This window comes from Rhodococcus sp. 05-339-2 (assembly GCF_002258965.1).
In the GTDB taxonomy this organism is placed as follows: Bacteria; Actinomycetota; Actinomycetes; order Mycobacteriales; family Mycobacteriaceae; genus Rhodococcoides.
On sequence record NZ_NOYW01000018.1, the window covers coordinates 526,296 to 543,516 of the forward strand.

The window sequence follows — 17,221 nt, forward strand, 5'->3', positions numbered from 1 at the left end:
GTCGAAACCATCCGCAACACCAGTAACAGCGGAGCCGAATGTGTCAGAAGCTCAGATCGAGTGCCTTCACGACAGCGACATCGTCTGCCGAACCCTCGTACAGAACCTCGATCCGGTCGCGTCCGAATGCGTAGAGCAGCAGTTCCGACGGCTCCCCCACCACGGTCACGCCGGGGCCGGACCCGCCCTTGAACGTTGCCCGTCGCCCATCGGGTGTGCGTACGTGAACCGGTACGGGTGACGAGCGATGACCGCCCCGACCCACCAAACGGACCTGCGTCCACAGTCGGGTCTCCACGGCTGTGGGCAACACTCGCCGAGTCCAATTCTCCCCTGCCCGGCGCAGATCCTCGTGATGAACGAACATCTCACCGAGGTTGATCAACGGGTCCAGCAGTGCGAACGGTGACCACATGGGCGGCCCGGTCCGAACGTCCTCCACCACGGCGGCGAACGGCTTGTTCGCCACGGATCGCTGAACCCGCGCCGTGTACCCCGCGAGCGGAGACAGAAATATGCCCGGCGAGGCGTCCAGGCGTCGCTCCCGAACGACGAGATGCGCCGCCAGATCGGCCGCTGTCCACTCACCGCACAGCGTCGGCGCATCGGGACCCACGTCGAGAAGGGTCTGGACCAGTTGGGAACGTTCATCCTGGGCAAGGCTCACGTGCTCCAGGCTACGGCCAGACGGAACCAGCGGCATCCTGCCGCGGGATACCACCCTTTGCCTGGGTAACCTCCCAACAGTGCCGGTATCGGAAATTCTCGTCATCCTGCTCGCCGGGTTCGGAGCCGGAGCCATCAACGCCGTCGTCGGCTCCGGGACGTTGATCACGTTTCCGACGTTGGTCGCATTCGGCTATCCCCCGGTGGTTGCCACCATGTCCAATGCGGTGGGACTGGTCGCGGGAAGTGTCTCGGGTACGTGGGGCTATCGCCGCGAGCTGCGCGGACAGTGGCATCGACTGCGATGGCAGTTGCCTGCCTCGTTCTTCGGAGCACTCGGCGGGGCCTGGCTGCTGCTGCACCTGCCCGAAACGGTGTTCGCCGCGGTGGTTCCGGTGTTGCTCATCGGCGCGCTGATCCTCGTTGTCGCACAACCGAGAATCCAGGCCTGGGCGAAGCGTCGATCGGAGGCCGCGGGCAAGGCCGCGAACCACATCGGTCGCACCAGGATGGCGTTGGTCACCGGAGGCACTCTGCTGGTCGGCATCTACGGCGGCTATTTCACTGCCGCACAGGGAATTCTGCTCATCGGAGTGATGGGGGCGCTGCTCCCCGAAACCATGCAGCGGATGAACGCCGCCAAGAATCTGCTGTCACTGGTCGTCAATGTCGTTGCGGCGGTGACGTACACGATCTTTCGATTCGACGACATCAGTTGGCAGGCAGCCGGACTGATCGCGGTCGGCTCTCTGATCGGTGGAGCCGTCGGAGCACGCTACGGCCGCCGGCTCTCGCCGGCGGCCCTGCGTGGTGCCATCGTCGTTCTCGGTCTGATCGGACTCTGGCGACTGCTCGTCTAGCCGATCGCGTCCGGTTCGGCTGCGGGCGTGCCTAGTTCGACTGCGGCTGCGGCTTGACCGCGATGATCGTCGGAACGATCATCGGCTTGCGGCGATACTTGTCCGCCACCCACCGACCGACCACGCGGCGCACGGCCTGCGCGATGCGATGCGTATCGGACACGTTGTCGGAGGCCAACCGCTGCAACTCCGACTCGACGAGTTGACCGGCCTCCTTGAGTGCGGCCGGATCGTCGGAGAACCCGCGACCGGACACCTCGGGTGCGGTCACCGCACGTCCGGTGGCCGAGTCGACGGCAACGCTGATCGCGATGAATCCGCCCTCGCCCAGTACCAATCGATCGGAGAGCGTCGAATCGCCGACGTCACCGACCGAGAGGCCGTCGACGTACACATGCCCCACGGGCACCTGTCCGACGATCTCGGCGAGACCGTCGACCATGTCGACCACCACGCCGTCCTCGGCCAGCACCACGCGGTCCTCGGGAACACCCGTCGCCTTGGCCAGCGCCGCGTTGGCGCGCAGGTGACGCCACTCGCCGTGTACCGGCATGGCATTGGTGGGCCGTACCGCGTTGTAGAGGTACAGCAGCTCACCCGCCGAGGCGTGGCCCGAGACGTGGACCTTCGCGTTCTGCTGCGTCACGACGGTGGCACCTCGCTTGGCGAGGCCGTTGACCACTGCGAACACCGAGTTCTCGTTACCCGGAATCAGCGAGGACGCCAGCACCACGAGGTCGTTCGCCTTGACGTTGATCTGGCGGTGCTCGCCGCGAGCCATCCGGGACAGCGCCGACAACGGCTCGCCCTGCGAGCCGGTGGAGATGAGCACCAACCGGTCGTCGGGAAGTGTTGCGGCCGTGTCGACATTGACCTCGAGGCCGTCGGGCACACGCAGGTAACCGAGGTCCTGAGCGATCTGCATGTTGCGGACCATCGACCGCCCGACGAATGCCACTCGGCGGTTGTACCGCTCGGCTACGTCGATGACCTGCTGGATGCGGTGCACGTGACTGGCGAACGACGCGACGATGACGCGCTGCTTCGCCTTGCCGATGACGGTGTCGAGCACTCCGCCGATCTCACGTTCCGGCGTGACGAATCCGGGCACCTCGGCATTGGTGGAGTCGACCAGAAACAGGTCGACGCCCTCGTCGCCGAGCCGTGAGAAGCCGGCCAGGTCGGTCAGGCGACCGTCGAGCGGCAGCTGATCGAGCTTGATGTCACCGGTGTGCAGCACCAGACCGGCGTCGGTCCTGATGGCGATGGCAAGCGCATCGGGAATCGAGTGGTTCACCGCGAAGTACTCGCAGTCGAACGGACCGTGCTGGGTGTGCTGGCCCTCGATGACCTCGACGAGGTTGGGACGCAAGCGATGCTCACGGCACTTGGCCGCGACGAGTGCGAGGGTGAACTTGGATCCGACGACGGGCAGGTCGGGACGCAGACGCAGCAGGAACGGCACTGCTCCGATGTGGTCCTCGTGACCGTGCGTCAGGACCACTGCCTCGACGTCGGCCATGCGATTCTCGATGTGGCGGAAGTCGGGCAGGATCAGGTCGACGCCGGGCTGCTGGTCCTCGGGAAAGAGCACGCCGCAGTCGATGATCAGCATCTTTCCCTGATGCTCGAACACCGTCATGTTGCGACCGATTTCTCCGATGCCGCCGAGTGCGACCACCCGAAGGCCCTTGAACGGGGCCTTCGGCGGTGTGCCGAGGCGCTCCGTCGGATCGAATTCACGACGCTTGTCGGGACGCTGAGTGCGCGCAGAGTTCTGCACCATCGGCTTGCCCTGGCGGGATCCTGCCGGTTGGCCCTGCTTCGGGGCCGGACGCTCGGAGGGAGGTCCGGCGTTTCGGGTTGCGCGTCCGCGCGATCGGTTCGGTCGTGTCATACAAGAACTCCTGCCGCCCGCAGCTCTGCTGCGAGCAATTCGATGTGGTCGATGCTCGGTGGCACCTGGGGAAGTCGTGGTTCGCCGACATCGAGTCCGATGAGGCGAAGGCCGGCCTTCGATGCGCTGACGCCGCCGAGGCGCGCGACCGAACGGATGACCGGGATGAGGCTGACGTTGATCGCCTGTGCACGTGCGATGTCGCCCATCATGAAAGCGGTGTGCAGCTCACGCAGACGCGCCGGAACGAGGTGGCCGATGACGCTGACGAAGCCGGTGGCACCCACCGAGAGCCAGGGCAGGTTGAGCGGGTCGTCGCCGGAGTAGAACTGCAACCCGGTCGACGCGATCAGTTCGGCACCGGCGTTCAGATCGCCCTTGGCGTCCTTGACCGCGAGGATCCGGGGATGTTCGGCCAGCCGACGCAGCGTCTCGGTCTCGATGGGAACGACCGATCGCGGCGGAATGTCGTAGAGCATCACGGGCAGGTCGGTGGCATTCGCGACCGCGGTGAAGTGCGCGTACAGACCGGCCTGCGGTGGCCGCGAGTAGTACGGGGTGACGACCAGAAGACCGTGCGCGCCTGCGCGAGCGGCATCACGAGCGAGTTCGACGCTGTGCGCGGTGTCGTTGCTGCCTGCCCCGGCGATGATGCGAGCCCGATGGCCGACCGCGGCGATCACCGCACGGAGCAGTTCGAGCTTCTCGTTCTCGGTGGTGGTGGGCGACTCGCCCGTCGTGCCGGCCAGAACCAATCCGTCGTTGCCCTGCTCGACGAGGTGGTGTGCCAGCCGAACGCCTGCATCGATGTCCAACTTACCGTCCGCTGTGAACGGGGTCACCATGGCAGTGAGCACCGTACCGAACACAGGCGCAACGGATGGAGCGGCGTCACCGTAGGTCATGGCAGCAGATTACCCGGTGCTTTACCCACTCTCGCGCAGCGGGACTCCCCGCCGACACCGCCGGTGCATACCCGGTCTTCGAGGCAACCGAACCTCGTCGTCAGACCTCGGTCACGAACGGGCTGCGGGCGACTTCCGTGCCGTCCGGCAGCGTCGAGATCTCGAAGTCGCCGAACACGTCCGGAGCCACGTCCACGAGCTTACGCAGACATTCCACGGCAACACGTCGAATTTCCACGTCCGCATGTTCGGAGGCTCGCATCGACACGAAATGTCGCCATGCGCGGTAGTTTCCGCTCACCACGACCCTCGTCTCGGTCGCATTCGGCAACACCGACCGGGCCGCCTGACGCGCCTGCTTACCTCGCAGCGCGGCGTTGGTGACCGATTCCAGCTTTCCTTCGAGTGCACCGAGCAGTTCGGTGTAGGCCGCCCGGCTGGCCTCGGTGGCCGCGGCGAACAGCGCCTCGAGTTCGGGATCGCCTTCGACTGCGGGCGGAAGAACCACGTTGGCGTCGTGCTCGGGAACGAATCGCTGCGAGAGCTGCGAGTAGGAGAAGTGCCGGTGCCGAATCAGCTCGTGCGTGCACGAGCGTGAGATTCCGGTGATGTAGAAGCTCACGCTCGCGTGTTCGAGAACCGAGAGGTGTCCGACGTCGAGCAGATGCCGCAGGTACGACGCGTTGGTCGCAGTCCGGGGATTGGGCTTGGACCAGCTCTGATAGCAGGCCCGTCCGGCGAACTCGACCAGCGCCTGTCCCCCGTCCGCGTCGGTTTCCCAGGGGATGTCGACGGGCGGAACGAACTCGGTTCGGGCGACCAGTTGCACTCTCAACGCAACCGTCCGCGGCACAGCTCTACCTTCGTTTTCTGCTGACACCGCACAACCCTAAACGCGGCACCGATGCCCGGCGAGCGATGGCGTCACTGTGCGGATACATGACGCCACCAGCACTCCTTGACCGACGTCATTCATGGCGTCACACTGGCGTCATGGAACTGGACAAGTACACCGCGTCACTGCGCACGGATCTACTCGCGGCGGCCGCCCTGGGAGACGAGCACACCCGACAGACAGCGGAGGCTCTCGGAAAGACGGCCGAAGCGTCGGCCAGATTGATGCTGCTCACCGCACTGTCCGACTTCGCGGCCGAGGTCTCGAACGATCTGGACGGACATACGGTCACCGTTCGTCTCGACGGCACGCAGGCGCACGCCGATGTTCGACGCGACAGCCCGGTGCCCGGTCTGCACGACGGCGATCCGGCGGAGCCCGTCACCGAGGACTACCCCACCATGGACGATGTGTCCGGTGAGGTGCGACGGGTGACGCTGCGACTGGTCGAGCAGATCAAGGAACGTGCCGAGGACGCCGCGAACAACAGCGGAGTGTCGCTCAATTCGTGGTTGTCGCAAGCAGTTCAGGGCGCACTGCGCGATCAGATGCGCAAGGAGCGCGGCTGGAACAACTGAGCCCAGGAGTTCGAGCGAGCGCTGGCCCTACTTCTTCTCGCGCCACTCCCGCTCGAACGGCAACCGCCACGCGTGTGGGGCGATGAGTTGGTGGATCGCGTTGGGTCCCCACGACCCCGGTGCGTACAGGCGAACGGGGGGCGGATCGGCGAGCAGCGGCTCGGACACCTGCCACAGCCGCTCGATACCCTCGGCTGTGGTGAACAGCGTGTGGTCGCCGTACATGGCGTCGAGAATGAGCCGTTCGTACGCCTCGAGGACGTCGCCGACCCGCTCGGTTTCCTGGATGGCGAACTGCATGCTGAGTTTGTCCAGACGCATACCGGGTCCTGGACGCTTGCCGTAGAACGACAGTGACACCTTCGAGGCGTCCGCGAGGTCGAAGGTCAGGTGGTCGGGACCTTGCGCACCCACGCCCGAGCCGGCCGGGAACATGCTCTTCGGTGGTTCCCTGAACGCGATCGAGATGATGCGCTGCCCCTCGGCGAGGCGTTTGCCGCTGCGCAGGTAGAAGGGCACTCCGGCCCAGCGCCAGTTGTCGATCTCGCATTTGAGGGCCACGAAGGTGTCGGTGTCGGAGTCGGCGGCCACACCCTCCTCCGAGCGATAGCCCGTGTACTGGCCTCGGACAACGTTTTTCGGGTCGAGCGGCATCATGGACCGGAAGACCTTGTTCTTCTCCTCGCTGATGGCGCGGGGTTCGAGCGCCGTCGGCGGTTCCATCGCCATGAATGCCAGCACCTGGAACAGGTGGGTGACCACCATGTCCTTGTACGCGCCGGTGGATTCGTAGAACCCGGCTCGTCCGTCGAGGGCGAGCTTCTCCGGGATGTCGATCTGGACGTGATCGATGAAGTTGCGATTCCAGATCGGCTCGAACAACCCGTTGGCGAAGCGGAAGGCCAGGATGTTCTGCGCGGGTTCCTTGCCGAGAAAGTGATCGATCCGGAAGATCTGATCCTCGTCGAACGTCTCGTGAACCCGAGCGTTCAGGGCGATCGCGCTCTCGAGGTCTGTGCCGAACGGCTTCTCCATGATGATTCGGGAGCGCTTGACCAGATCTGCCGACGCGAGCGTATCCACCACTGCCAGAGCAGCTCTCGGCGGAACGGACAGGTAGTGGAGCCGTTTGGCGCTTCCGCCCAGTTCGATCTCGGCCTCGGCCACGGCCTCCCCCAGCGCCGCCGGTCCTGCCTTCTGCGACACGTAGGTCAGTCGCGAGGCGAAACGACTCCATTGCTCGTCGCCGACTTTGCGGCTCGAGTAGGTGTTGATCGATTCGCGAGCGAGAGCGCGGAATTCGTCGGTCGACATCTCTTCGAGCGAGGTTCCGACGACCCGGATGTTCGGCGCGAGATCGGACAGCGCCAGATGCATCATCCCGGACAGCAGTTTTCGCTTGGCCAGGTCTCCTGTCGCCCCGAACAGGACGACGACCTGGGGTGGGAGTTCCGTAGCGGTGTCCGACCGGCGTGAAGTCACGGTTCGAATAGTGGCACCGATTCTGCCCGAGTGCACTTCGGCGGGACCCGACCCAGCCGACGAAGGTCAACGCAATGCGGCGACGAGGTCTCCCCGGTCACCCACCACCACGCGTTCGAGTTCGAGCCAATCCGCCATCTGCCGCAGCACCTCTCGCAGTCGAGGCGCGATGTCGCCCGCGTTGCGGTCGCCTTCGACGAAGGCCGCGACCACGTGCAGCTCGGACCGCGCTCGCACCGCCTTGAGATCGAGTCGGGCCACCAGATGCCCGTCCAGCAGAAAGGGAAACACGTAGTAGCCGTGAACTCGCTTGTGCTGTGGGGTGTATATCTCGATTCGATAGTGGAAGTCGAAGATTCGCTGGACCCGCGGCCGGTAGAAGATCATCGGATCGAACGGGCACAGCAGAGCGGCAGCGGTGGCCGTTCGCGGTGTCCTGGCCTCGCGGTGCAGGAATGCCGGTGCGTTCCAGCCTCGAACGGTCACCTGTTCGAGCACACCGTCCTCGACGAGTTCGGCGATCGCCGCCTTGGCCTGCTTCTGCGAGAGTCGGTAGTAATCCCTCAGATCCGGCTCGGTGGCGACTCCCAGTGCCCGCGAGGACTTCTCGATCAGTGCACGTACCGCGAACGGTTCGTCGACGCGCCTGCGCAGAACGTCGTCCGGGATCACCCGTTCGCTGAGCTCGTACCGGCGCACGAAACCCGTCCGTGCCGGCACGGTCACCACGCCCGCCGCGAACAGCTGTTCGCAGACGACCTTGACGTCACTGCGATCCCACCACGGCCCCTTGCGACCGGGTGTGTCCACCTCGAGGTGCTTCTCGATCTCACCTGCGCTGGCCGCACCGTTGTCGCCGATCACCGCGAGGACGTCGTCGACAAGAGTCGGTTCACGGTCGAGAATGTGGGCAGCTCCGCCCCACCGCCCGTGTCGATACAGCTCCATTCGCCACCGCATCAGCGCCCAGTCCTCGACGGGTAGCAGCGCGGCCTCGTGTGCCCAGTACTCCACCAATCGACGGGGCCGACGAGCGGTGTCGGTCCATGCGGCGTCGTCGACGATCGAGCGGTCGTACACGCCGACGCGGCTGAACACCGGTGCATAGTGCGCACGAACCACCACCGACACCGAGTCGATCTGCAGCAACCCGGTGGTGTCGATCGCCGCGTGCACCGCGGCCCTGCTCGCCGGCCGAGTACGCGACCGCCTCGACGCCAGCCCCTGGGCGGCCAGGGCCGTGCGGCGGGCGGCGGCGGCACTCATCTCCTGCATCGGGCCAGCCTGTCACGGCCCACCGACACGTCGACTCAGGTACTGAACAGATTCGCCGCCTTGAGGATCAATTCGTACAGTCCGTAGGCGAACGGCACACCGACCCACGCCCATGCGACCGCCATCGTGACCTGCCTCTGTACGCCGCTCATGCCTTCACTCCCGTAGTGGCTGCAGAACCCGCGTGATCGGATTCGTGGTACTTGGAGGCGACCGGTTTGATCGCCTCGTTGGCCAGGAAGCCGACCACCAGCAGGCCGATCATCACGTAGAACGCCGGCAGGTATCGGCCGGTGGTCCCCGGCTCACCCGCGTCGGCGATGGCATTGACGATCAGTGGCCCCAACACACCGGCCACCGACCATGCGGTGAGCAGTCGTCCGTGGATCGCGCCGACCTGGTACGTACCGAAGAGGTCTTTGAGATAGGCGGGAACCGTCGCGAAACCCGCACCGTAGAACGAGAGAATCAACAGAGCCGAGACCATGAACAGGATCTTGTTGGTGTTGGTGAACAGTGCGATGTACAGGTACAGCAACGCTCCGACACCGAGATACATCCGGTAGATGTTCTTGCGACCGACCACATCGGAGACCGAGGACCAGACGAACCGCCCGATCATGTTGGTCAGGGAAAGGAACGCGACGAAACCGGCGGCTGCGGCAGCAAGGGATTCGGGCGAGGTCGCGTCGGGAAAGAAGTCCTGATAGATGCCCGATCCGCGTTCGAGGATGCCGATTCCGGCAGTGACGTTGAAGCACAACACGACCCACAGCAGCCAGAACTGCGGAGTCTTCACTGCGTTCGCGGCCGAGACGTTGTGCGTCGAGATCATCGACGACGACGCGGGCGGGGTCCAGCCTGCCGGCTTCCATCCCTCGGCCGGCACTCTGATGAGCACGACACCGAGGGCCATGAACACCGCGTATCCGACGCCCAGCGTGAGGAACGTCTTGGCGATGGAACCGTCGGTGAAGCCGCCGAAGTTGACCATCAGCTGGCTGGTGAGCGGAGACGCGATGAGTGCGCCGCCGCCGAAGCCCATGATCGCGATTCCCGTGGCCATACCCGGCCGGTCGGGGAACCATTTCATCAGCGTCGAGACAGGTGAGATGTAGCCGATTCCGAGGCCGATGCCGCCGACGAATCCGTAGCCGAAGATCACCAGCCAGAACTGTCCGAGGGCCATGCCGAGCGCGGACAGCAACAGTCCGGAGACGAAGAAGACCAGGGAGACGGCCATGGCCCACCGTGGACCGTTCTTCTCGACGCGGGTTCCGAAGATCGCCGCGGACAGGCCGAGCATGACGATGGCGAGCTGGAACGGAATGGCGGTGACGGTTCCGCTGAGTCCGAGCGCGTCGGGCTGCGAGATGGCGTTCTTGAACACGCTCCAGGCGTAGGCGGACCCGATCGCGAGGTGAATCGACAGGGCCGCCGGGGGTATCAACCAGCGACTCCACTCGGGTGTGGCGACGATTCTGGACCGGTCGAGAATGGGGAGGGTCATCGAAATCCCTTGGAATAGAAAGTGGTACAAACTTGTACGAGCCCTAGCAGTCAAACACGGGCACCGCCCCGGCTGCTCACAATCAGGAATAGTTTCTGTGCCGAAGTCACTATCGGCTCCGGGTATCTTCGAGAAAGTGGATATCGAACGGTGGCGCAGTCGCCTGCCCGTCAAACGGGCCTCCGACGGCGAAGTGATCGGATGGACCGTCGCGCACGAATCGAATACGCGGGACGAGTACGACGAGGGCTATCTCGTCGATGCCGTCAATCCTGTCGGGGTCACCGTGGCTCGGGGCGTTCCGATCGAGCGCGCAATCGAGCACCTGGAGGATCGGGGTCTGGCATCGCTGTCGGCGCCGCACTGGACGAAGGCCCCGCTACCACTCGAGCCGGAGACGGACCTGTCCGCACCGCATGACGATTGGCCCTGGCGGCGGGTGCTGATGACACAACTCGACGACAACCGGGTGTGGATCAGGCCCGCGTATCCGAGCTGGCCGGAGCGGCTGCTCGAGATTCCGCTGCAGATTCCCGCCGACGAGATTCTGCGTGCCGACTCCCCCGACGATTCCGACTGAATTCGGTGGCGACCCGGGACGGACCTGATGGCGTCGGCCGTCGCGGGTGTCGGACGGACCGTCGTAGTTCTCGGGGCGCGCGCGTCATCGTGGAAGCCCGTCGGGAAACCGCCACCGTCAGTCGGACAGCCCCGCCGCGACGGTTCCGCCCAATTCGTAGCAGCGTTCACGTGCGGGCTTGCCGCTCTCGGCAATGTGTACGGTCCCGAAGACCTTCTCGAGGCCCCAACCCGACGCGATCTTCTCGATGGCCCGTCCGGCACCCACGGTGTCGTCGTTGCCGTGAACCCAAGCGGCGTAGGGCTTTCCGGCAACGGCACCGAGGCACGGGTAGTACACGGTGTCGAAGAAGTGTTTCAGCGCCCCACTCATGTACCCGAAGTTCGCCGGCGTTCCGAAGAGAAATCCGTCGGCACCGAGGACATCCGGAACGGTCGCACCGAGAGCAGGCACACTGCGTACGTCGACGCCGGTGATCTCGGGGTCGTGTGTGCCGTCGAGCACTGCCTCGAGCAGCTCACGTGTGAGCGGGCTCGGGGTGTGATGAACGACCAGCAGGGTGCGCGGCATCGACGGTCAGTTCTCGTTCCGTTCGAGTGCCACGGCGCGCTTCATCGTCTCGCGGGCCCGCCCGCGGTCACCGGCGTAATCGTAGGCACGAGCCAACCGGTACGAGTTGCGCCAGTTGTCCGGATCCTTCTCCCACTCGGTCTTGATCCGTTGGAACAACTCGTCTGCGGCATCACGTTCGATGCGTCCCGACGGTCTGCGCGGAAGGTCCGAGACGTCGAGTTCGAGGCCTTCCTCGTGAATGCGCGATGCCAGCCTCTGATGGTCGAAACCGGCTTTCAAGGTGGCCCACACGATCCACAACCCGAGTATCGGCAGCAGCAGGACCCCGATCCCCAGGGAGATGCTCGCCACTCCACCGTTCTGGATCAGCGTCACACCGCGCTGACCGAGCAGGAAGAAGTAGAAGCCGAGGATCAGCACCATCACCGTGATGATGGCGAGCACCTTCGTCGTCTTGTTCACCGTCGATCAGCTCACAGATCCAGCAGCGGATCGAGCCCGACGGTCAACCCCGGTCGTCCGGCGATCTCGCGGACTCCCAGAAGGACTCCGGGCGCGAAGGATGTTCGGTCGAGCGAATCGTGCCTGATGCTCAGCGTCTCCCCCTGCGTGCCGAGCAGAACCTCTTGGTGCGCAACGAGTCCCGCGAGCCGGATCGAGTGCACCCGCACGCCGTCCACGTCGGCACCACGTGCGCCGTCGAGTTCGGTGGTCGTCGCATCGGGGCTCGTCGGAGTTCCTGCGGCGGCGCGTGCCTCGGCGATCAGCGCGGCAGTGCGATACGCCGTGCCCGACGGCGCGTCGGCCTTGTTGGGGTGGTGCAGTTCGATCACCTCGACGGAGTCGAAGAACCGCGCTGCCTGCTGCGCGAATCGCATCGACAGCACCGCACCGATGGCGAAGTTGGGCGCGATCAGCACACCCGTCTGCGGCGATCCCGCCAGCCATTCGCGAACCTGCTCGAGCCGCCGGTCGTCGAAACCGGTGGTACCGACCACAGCATGGATGCCCTGCTCGATCAGGAACTGCAGGTTGTCCATCACCACGTCGGGATGGGTGAAATCGACAACCACCTGGGCGTTCGCGTCGACGAAATTCGCCAGCGGATCACCCTGGTCGACGGTCGCCACGAGCTCGAGATCGTCGGCCGCCTCGACGGCGGCACAGATTGCCTGACCGACCTTGCCGCGTGACCCCAGTACCCCTACTCGAACAGGTGCCGTTGCACTCACGTCGTACCCACACTCGTTTCGTCGTCTTGTCGGTTCTACCGACCTCAGAGCCTACTTCTCCGCGATCCGCACCGGCAGCTACGGTCGTCCGGTGCCATCCAGCGTCCTGTTCGCCGACCGAGTCGATGTCGTCCGCGGCGGCCGATACCTGCTCAGCGACGCCACGATACGGGTCGAGGAGGGCGAGCACTGGGTGTTGCTCGGTGCGAACGGCGCAGGTAAGAGCACTCTGCTCAGCTTGCTCGGTGCCGTGGTGCATCCCACGCACGGTTCCGTGCACGTTCTCGGGCATCGCCTCGGCCGGGTGGACATGCGCGAATTGCGGACGCGCATCGGCCACGTCGATCCCCGTCTGACGGTCGAGGCTCCGCTGACTCTGTTCCAGGTGGTGCTGACCGGCCTGACCAACACTCCCGACCTGATCCCGAGATGGTCGGCCACCGAGGACCAGATCGCCCGTGCCCATCGGTTGATCGGTTCCCTCGGCGTCGCCCATCGCACCGAGGCATCGTGGCACACGCTCTCCCAGGGAGAACGTGGCCGAGCGCTCATCGCGCGCGCCCTGCTCCCCGACCCCGCAGTGCTGTTGCTCGACGAGCCCGCCACCGGACTCGATCTCGCTGCCCGCGAACAACTCCTCGGTGCGCTCGACTCGTTGCGGGCCGAGCACCCGAGCCTGGCGAGCATTCTGGTGACGCACCACCTCGAAGAGATCCCCGTCTCGACCACCCACGCCCTGCTCATCCGCAACGGAAAGGTGTTGGCGCAGGGAGCCGTCGACGCGGTGCTGACCACCGCAAACATCAGTAAGTGTTTCGACCATCCCATCGAGATCTCGACGCAGCGCGGCCGGTGGGTCGCGACCGCCGCCAACAGCTGATGCTCAGTCGAAGACGATGACCTGACGGATCGCGTTGCCGTCGGCCAATTCGTCCATGCCGCGGTTGATCTCGTCCAACGTGATTCTCGAGGAGATCAGCTTCTCGACGGGAAGCCGTCCCTCACGCCACATCTGGGCATAGGTCGGGATATCGCGCGCCGGGACGGCGGAGCCCAGGTAGCTGCCGATGATCGTGCGCGCCTCGGCCACCAGGCCCAGCGGCGAGATGGACGAGCGGGCGTCGGGCGACGGGAGACCGACGGTGATGGTTTTGCCGCCGGGAGCCGTTGCAGCGACGGCAGTTTCGAAGGCTCGGGCGTTGCCTGCCGCCTCGATCACGATATCGGCCTTGATTCCCTTCTCGGCGAGCTCGGCCGGTGAATAGACCTGCGTTGCGCCCAGATCGGTTGCGGTGGAGAGCTTGTCCGGGACTCCGTCGACTCCGATCACCTCGCCTGCACCCACCGATACGGCTGTCAGAACGGCGGCCATGCCGACTCCGCCGAGACCCACCACCATCACCGATTGACCGGGCGTCGGAGTTCCGGCGTTGAGCACCGCGCCACCGCCGGTCAGTACCGCACAACCGAGAACTGCGGCGATATCGGCCGGGATGTCGTCCTCGACCGGCACCACGGACTTTCGGCTCACCACCGCATGGGTGGCGAATCCGGAGACTCCGAGGTGATGTTTGACCTCTTGCCCGTCACGGTGCAACTTGATGCCGCCGCCGAGCAGGGTCCCGGCATTGTTCGACGCGCTACCGGTGATGCACGGCATCTGACCGTCGGTGGCGCACCCGGCACACTCGCCGCAGCGCGGCAGGAACGTCATGACGACGCGGGTACCGATCGCGATGTCGTCGACGCCCGGTCCGACTTCCTCGACTCGGCCTGCGGCCTCGTGGCCGAGCAGCATCGGGACCGGACGAACTCGATTGCCGTCGACCACCGACAGGTCCGAGTGGCACAGCCCCGCGGCTTCGATTCTGATCAGCAGTTCGCCGTCGCCCGGCGAACCGAGCTCGAGGTCCGAGACGGTGATGGGATGCGAGTCCGCGAAGGGACGAGATCGGCCGATTTCTTCGAGTACTGCGCCGCGAATCTTCATCCCGCCAGACTATGCGGCTCCGCCGCATGTGCGTGGAACTTCGTAGCCCACTACGAAGTTCCACTCACATGGGCCGCAGGCCCTCAGAGCGGCAGACGCGGCCTGAGCAGGTGCGCCACCAGCGCTGTCCACCCGGTTTGGTGGGTTGCCCCGAGTCCCTCGCCGGTGTCTCCGTCGAAGTACTCGTTGAAACTGGGATGCTCGGACCACAACGGGTCGGCACTGGACTCGATGCGATCGCCGTCCGCGGGCCGCTTGCCGTCCACCGGCCGGAACAGTCCGGCGAGACCGTTGTCGATCAGATCGGCGGCGTCGGTGAGGGTGCGGTGGTTGCCCGAGCCGGTGGGGATCTCGATGGTGAACGAGTCGCCGTAGTACCGGCCGTACGCGCGCAGCTTGTCGGCCAGCAGTACGTTCACCGGGAACCACACCGGTCCACGCCAATTCGAGTTACCACCGAACATTCCGGTACGCGACTCCCCCGGCTCGTATTCGATGGACAGGCTTCGTCCGTCGACGTCGAAGGTCACCGGCTCGCGATACGAGGCAGACAGCGATCGAATTCCGAACTGCGACAGGAATTCCTCGCAATCGAACATCCGCGAGAGGATGCGCTTGAGACGCTCGGGCTGGACGAGCGTGAGCAGCATCCGCACCTCGCCGCCCTCACGCCGAGCCAGCAGTGGGCTGACCATCTCCGGCCGTCGACGCTGAACCCAACGCAGACGGGCGGTGAGGTCGGGGCATTCCTCCTCGACCCACGGCGGAATCTCGGTGGCCCCGAGGATGGGCAGCAGGCCGACCATCGATCGCACCCGCATCGGAACCGCATCGCCCTGAGGTTGGACGAGAACGTCGTAGAAGAAGCCGTCTTCCTCGTGCCAGAGCGAAATATGCTGCGAACCGAACGAATTGACGGCTTTCGCGATCGAGAGGAAGTGCGAGAAGAACTTCGTCGCGACGTCGTCCCAGGCGCTGTCGTGCCGCGCGAGCTCGAGTGCGATCTTGAACATCTGCTGGCAGTAGAACGCCATCCAACTGGTCGCGTCGGACTGCTCGAGTCGGAAGCCGGGAGGCAGTGGTGCAGATCGGTTGAACAGTCCGATGTTGTCCATGCCGAGGAATCCGCCCTCGAAGATGTTCGAGCCCTCGGAGTCCTTGCGGTTGACCCACCACGCGAAGTTGAGCAGCAGCTTGGTGAACACCCGCACCAGGAATTCGCGATCCCGGTAGCCGTCGATGCGATAGACGTGCCACGCCGCCCACGCGTGCACGGGTGGGTTGACATCACCGAACTCCCATTCGTACGCAGGCAGTTGACCGTTGGGGTGCATGGCCCATTCCCGGCACATGAGCACCAACTGTTCCTTGGCGAAATCGGCGTCCACGTGCGCCAACGGAATCGCGTGGAAGGCCAGGTCCCAGGCCGCGAACCACGGATACTCCCACTCGTCGGGCATCGAGATCACATCGGCCAATGCCAGGTGACGCCAGTGCGCGTTGCGCCCACCCGGGTCCTGCCGCGAGTCCGGTGCCGGAGCTCCGACCTTGTCGCCCTCGATCCACTCCTCGACGTCGTATCGATAGAGCTGCTTGGTCCACAACAGGCCGGCGTACGCGCGCCGTGCCACGTGCCGGTCGACATCGGTGAGATCGGCACCGATCACGGCACCGTAGAACTCGTCCGCCTCGACCTGGCGATCGACGTTGACGGCATCGAATCCGGCCCCGAACGTCTGCTCGTCCGGGCGGTTGGGCGAGAGCCGCAGCCTGACCGATTCCGTTGCACCCGAGGCGATGTCGTCGAAGCGATACCAGAACGCAGCCTTCGTTCCCGTCTGCTCGGGGTTGACCGCATCGAGTTCCCCGTCGACGACTCGGCGGCCGATGCCGTCCTTGGGGTAGGACGAGATGTTCTCCTGCCCCCACAGGGCTTCGGCATTGGTCTCGTTGTCGCAGAACAGAACTGCCGGCGTGCCTTCGGCACTGAGGTAGTACCGACCGAGAAATCCGTGATCGACGGCGATCGCTTCGAGTCCACCTGCCATCAGGTCCGGCGGGCTCAGCTGCGCCAGTGTTCCGCCCCGCTCGTCGCGTCCCCAGGACCAGGTGTTGCGCAACCACAGGTGCGGCAACAGGTCCACCGATGCCGCCTCGGGGCCGTGGTTGGTGATCGAGATGGTGATGCAGATGTCGTCGGGCGAGGCCTTGGCGTACGTGACCTGGACGTCGAAGAATCTGTTCTCGTCGAGGATGCCGGTGTCGGCCAGCTCGTACTCGCGGTCGTCACGTCCGCGTCGAGCGTTCTCTTCTCGCAGGTGGGCGTAGGGGTACTCCGCGTGCGGGTAGCGGTAGAGCCACTGCATCCAACTGTGCGTCGGTGTTCCGTCGACGGCCCAGAAGTACTCCTTGACGTCCTCGCCGTGATTGCCTTCTTCGTTGGCGAGGCCGAACAGACGTTCCTTCAGGATCGGGTCCTTGCGGTTCCACAGTGCGAACGAGAAGTTGAGGAACCCGAAGCGGTCGCAGATTCCGCCGATCCCGTCCTCGCCCCAGCGGTAGGCCCGCTTGTGTGCCTGGTCGAAAGGGAACGACGCCCAGGCGTTCCCGTCTTCGGAGTAGTCCTCGCGCACTGTGCCCCACTGCCGTCCCGCCAGATACGGACCCCACTGGCGCCACGGTCCGCTGACTCCGGGCGATTCGGCCAACCGATTGTGTTCGACGGTGGACGGGGTGGGAACGCTCACGGGATTGGTGGTCACGGCACACAGTCTGGTC

At 65.1% G+C, this 17,221-nt stretch carries 17 protein-coding genes; 4 read left to right on the forward strand and 13 right to left on the reverse strand.

What is annotated here, in order from left to right:
- Positions 1-43: 43 nt before the first annotated feature.
- Positions 44-667, reverse strand: a complete 624-nt coding sequence (locus CH273_RS20165; protein WP_032397881.1) for a TIGR03085 family metal-binding protein — start codon at positions 665-667, stop codon at positions 44-46.
- Between the two features lie 79 nt (positions 668-746).
- Between CH273_RS20165 and CH273_RS20170 the strand changes: the two genes are divergently transcribed.
- The gene (locus CH273_RS20170; protein ID WP_032397880.1) at positions 747-1,526 is read left to right on the forward strand and encodes a sulfite exporter TauE/SafE family protein; all 780 of its coding nucleotides are present in this window, start codon (positions 747-749) and stop codon (positions 1,524-1,526) included.
- A gap of 31 nt (positions 1,527-1,557) precedes the next feature.
- Here the strand turns inward: CH273_RS20170 and CH273_RS20175 are convergent, their stop codons facing one another.
- From CH273_RS20175 to thyX, 3 genes are all read right to left on the reverse strand, one after another.
- Entirely contained in the window at positions 1,558-3,312 is a 1,755-nt protein-coding gene (locus CH273_RS20175; RefSeq protein ID WP_032397879.1) for a ribonuclease J, read from the reverse strand.
- 107 nt (positions 3,313-3,419) lie between these two features.
- Positions 3,420-4,328 carry a 4-hydroxy-tetrahydrodipicolinate synthase gene (gene dapA / locus CH273_RS20180; RefSeq protein WP_027496818.1) on the reverse strand — a complete coding sequence of 303 codons (909 nt, stop codon included), beginning with the start codon at positions 4,326-4,328 and terminating at the stop codon, positions 3,420-3,422.
- 100 nt (positions 4,329-4,428) lie between these two features.
- Positions 4,429-5,181 carry an FAD-dependent thymidylate synthase gene (gene thyX / locus CH273_RS20185; protein WP_032397878.1) on the reverse strand — a complete coding sequence of 251 codons (753 nt, stop codon included), beginning with the start codon at positions 5,179-5,181 and terminating at the stop codon, positions 4,429-4,431.
- A gap of 140 nt (positions 5,182-5,321) precedes the next feature.
- On the opposite strand from thyX, the gene CH273_RS20190 reads away from it, so the two are divergent.
- Positions 5,322-5,801 carry a hypothetical protein gene (locus CH273_RS20190; protein ID WP_032397877.1) on the forward strand — a complete coding sequence of 160 codons (480 nt, stop codon included), beginning with the start codon at positions 5,322-5,324 and terminating at the stop codon, positions 5,799-5,801.
- A gap of 27 nt (positions 5,802-5,828) precedes the next feature.
- Here the strand turns inward: CH273_RS20190 and zwf are convergent, their stop codons facing one another.
- The 4 genes from zwf to CH273_RS20205 all read right to left on the reverse strand — a co-directional run bounded on the left by zwf (position 5,829) and on the right by CH273_RS20205 (position 10,068).
- Positions 5,829-7,283, reverse strand: coding sequence for a glucose-6-phosphate dehydrogenase (gene zwf, locus CH273_RS20195; RefSeq protein WP_032398392.1), 1,455 nt, complete (start codon positions 7,281-7,283; stop codon positions 5,829-5,831).
- Positions 7,284-7,349: 66 nt separating this feature from the next.
- Positions 7,350-8,558 (reverse strand): winged helix-turn-helix domain-containing protein, encoded by a 1,209-nt coding sequence (locus tag CH273_RS20200; protein ID WP_032397876.1) that lies wholly within the window; start codon positions 8,556-8,558, stop codon positions 7,350-7,352.
- 35 nt (positions 8,559-8,593) lie between these two features.
- Entirely contained in the window at positions 8,594-8,710 is a 117-nt protein-coding gene (locus tag CH273_RS28490; protein WP_441344239.1) for an MFS transporter small subunit, read from the reverse strand.
- Positions 8,707-10,068 carry an OFA family MFS transporter gene (locus CH273_RS20205; protein ID WP_032397875.1) on the reverse strand — a complete coding sequence of 454 codons (1,362 nt, stop codon included), beginning with the start codon at positions 10,066-10,068 and terminating at the stop codon, positions 8,707-8,709. The genes CH273_RS28490 and CH273_RS20205 overlap by 4 nt, the downstream gene beginning before the upstream one ends.
- A 97-nt stretch (positions 10,069-10,165) precedes the next feature.
- Between CH273_RS20205 and CH273_RS20210 the strand changes: the two genes are divergently transcribed.
- Positions 10,166-10,648 (forward strand): hypothetical protein, encoded by a 483-nt coding sequence (locus CH273_RS20210; RefSeq protein ID WP_230597006.1) that lies wholly within the window; start codon positions 10,166-10,168, stop codon positions 10,646-10,648.
- Positions 10,649-10,765: 117 nt separating this feature from the next.
- Here CH273_RS20210 and CH273_RS20215 read toward each other — a convergent pair whose 3' ends face one another.
- The 3 genes from CH273_RS20215 to dapB are packed head-to-tail and all read right to left on the reverse strand — an operon-like array spanning position 10,766 to position 12,453.
- Complete coding sequence (locus CH273_RS20215; RefSeq protein ID WP_032397874.1) at positions 10,766-11,218, reverse strand: flavodoxin family protein; 453 nt, start codon at positions 11,216-11,218, stop codon at positions 10,766-10,768.
- 6 nt (positions 11,219-11,224) lie between these two features.
- Positions 11,225-11,644, reverse strand: a complete 420-nt coding sequence (locus tag CH273_RS20220; RefSeq protein ID WP_052050479.1) for a hypothetical protein — start codon at positions 11,642-11,644, stop codon at positions 11,225-11,227.
- Positions 11,645-11,694: 50 nt separating this feature from the next.
- Complete coding sequence (dapB, locus tag CH273_RS20225; RefSeq protein WP_032397872.1) at positions 11,695-12,453, reverse strand: 4-hydroxy-tetrahydrodipicolinate reductase; 759 nt, start codon at positions 12,451-12,453, stop codon at positions 11,695-11,697.
- A gap of 91 nt (positions 12,454-12,544) precedes the next feature.
- Here dapB and CH273_RS20230 point away from each other — a divergent pair, with 91 nt between their 5' ends.
- On the forward strand, positions 12,545-13,333 hold the full coding sequence (locus tag CH273_RS20230) for an ABC transporter ATP-binding protein (protein ID WP_032397871.1): 789 nt from the start codon (positions 12,545-12,547) through the stop codon (positions 13,331-13,333).
- 3 nt (positions 13,334-13,336) lie between these two features.
- Here the strand turns inward: CH273_RS20230 and CH273_RS20235 are convergent, their stop codons facing one another.
- Together CH273_RS20235 and CH273_RS20240 are read right to left on the reverse strand one after the other, a co-directional pair.
- Positions 13,337-14,443, reverse strand: a complete 1,107-nt coding sequence (locus CH273_RS20235; protein WP_032397870.1) for an alcohol dehydrogenase catalytic domain-containing protein — start codon at positions 14,441-14,443, stop codon at positions 13,337-13,339.
- Between the two features lie 83 nt (positions 14,444-14,526).
- Positions 14,527-17,205 (reverse strand): MGH1-like glycoside hydrolase domain-containing protein, encoded by a 2,679-nt coding sequence (locus CH273_RS20240; protein ID WP_230597005.1) that lies wholly within the window; start codon positions 17,203-17,205, stop codon positions 14,527-14,529.
- Positions 17,206-17,221: the final 16 nt, after the last annotated feature.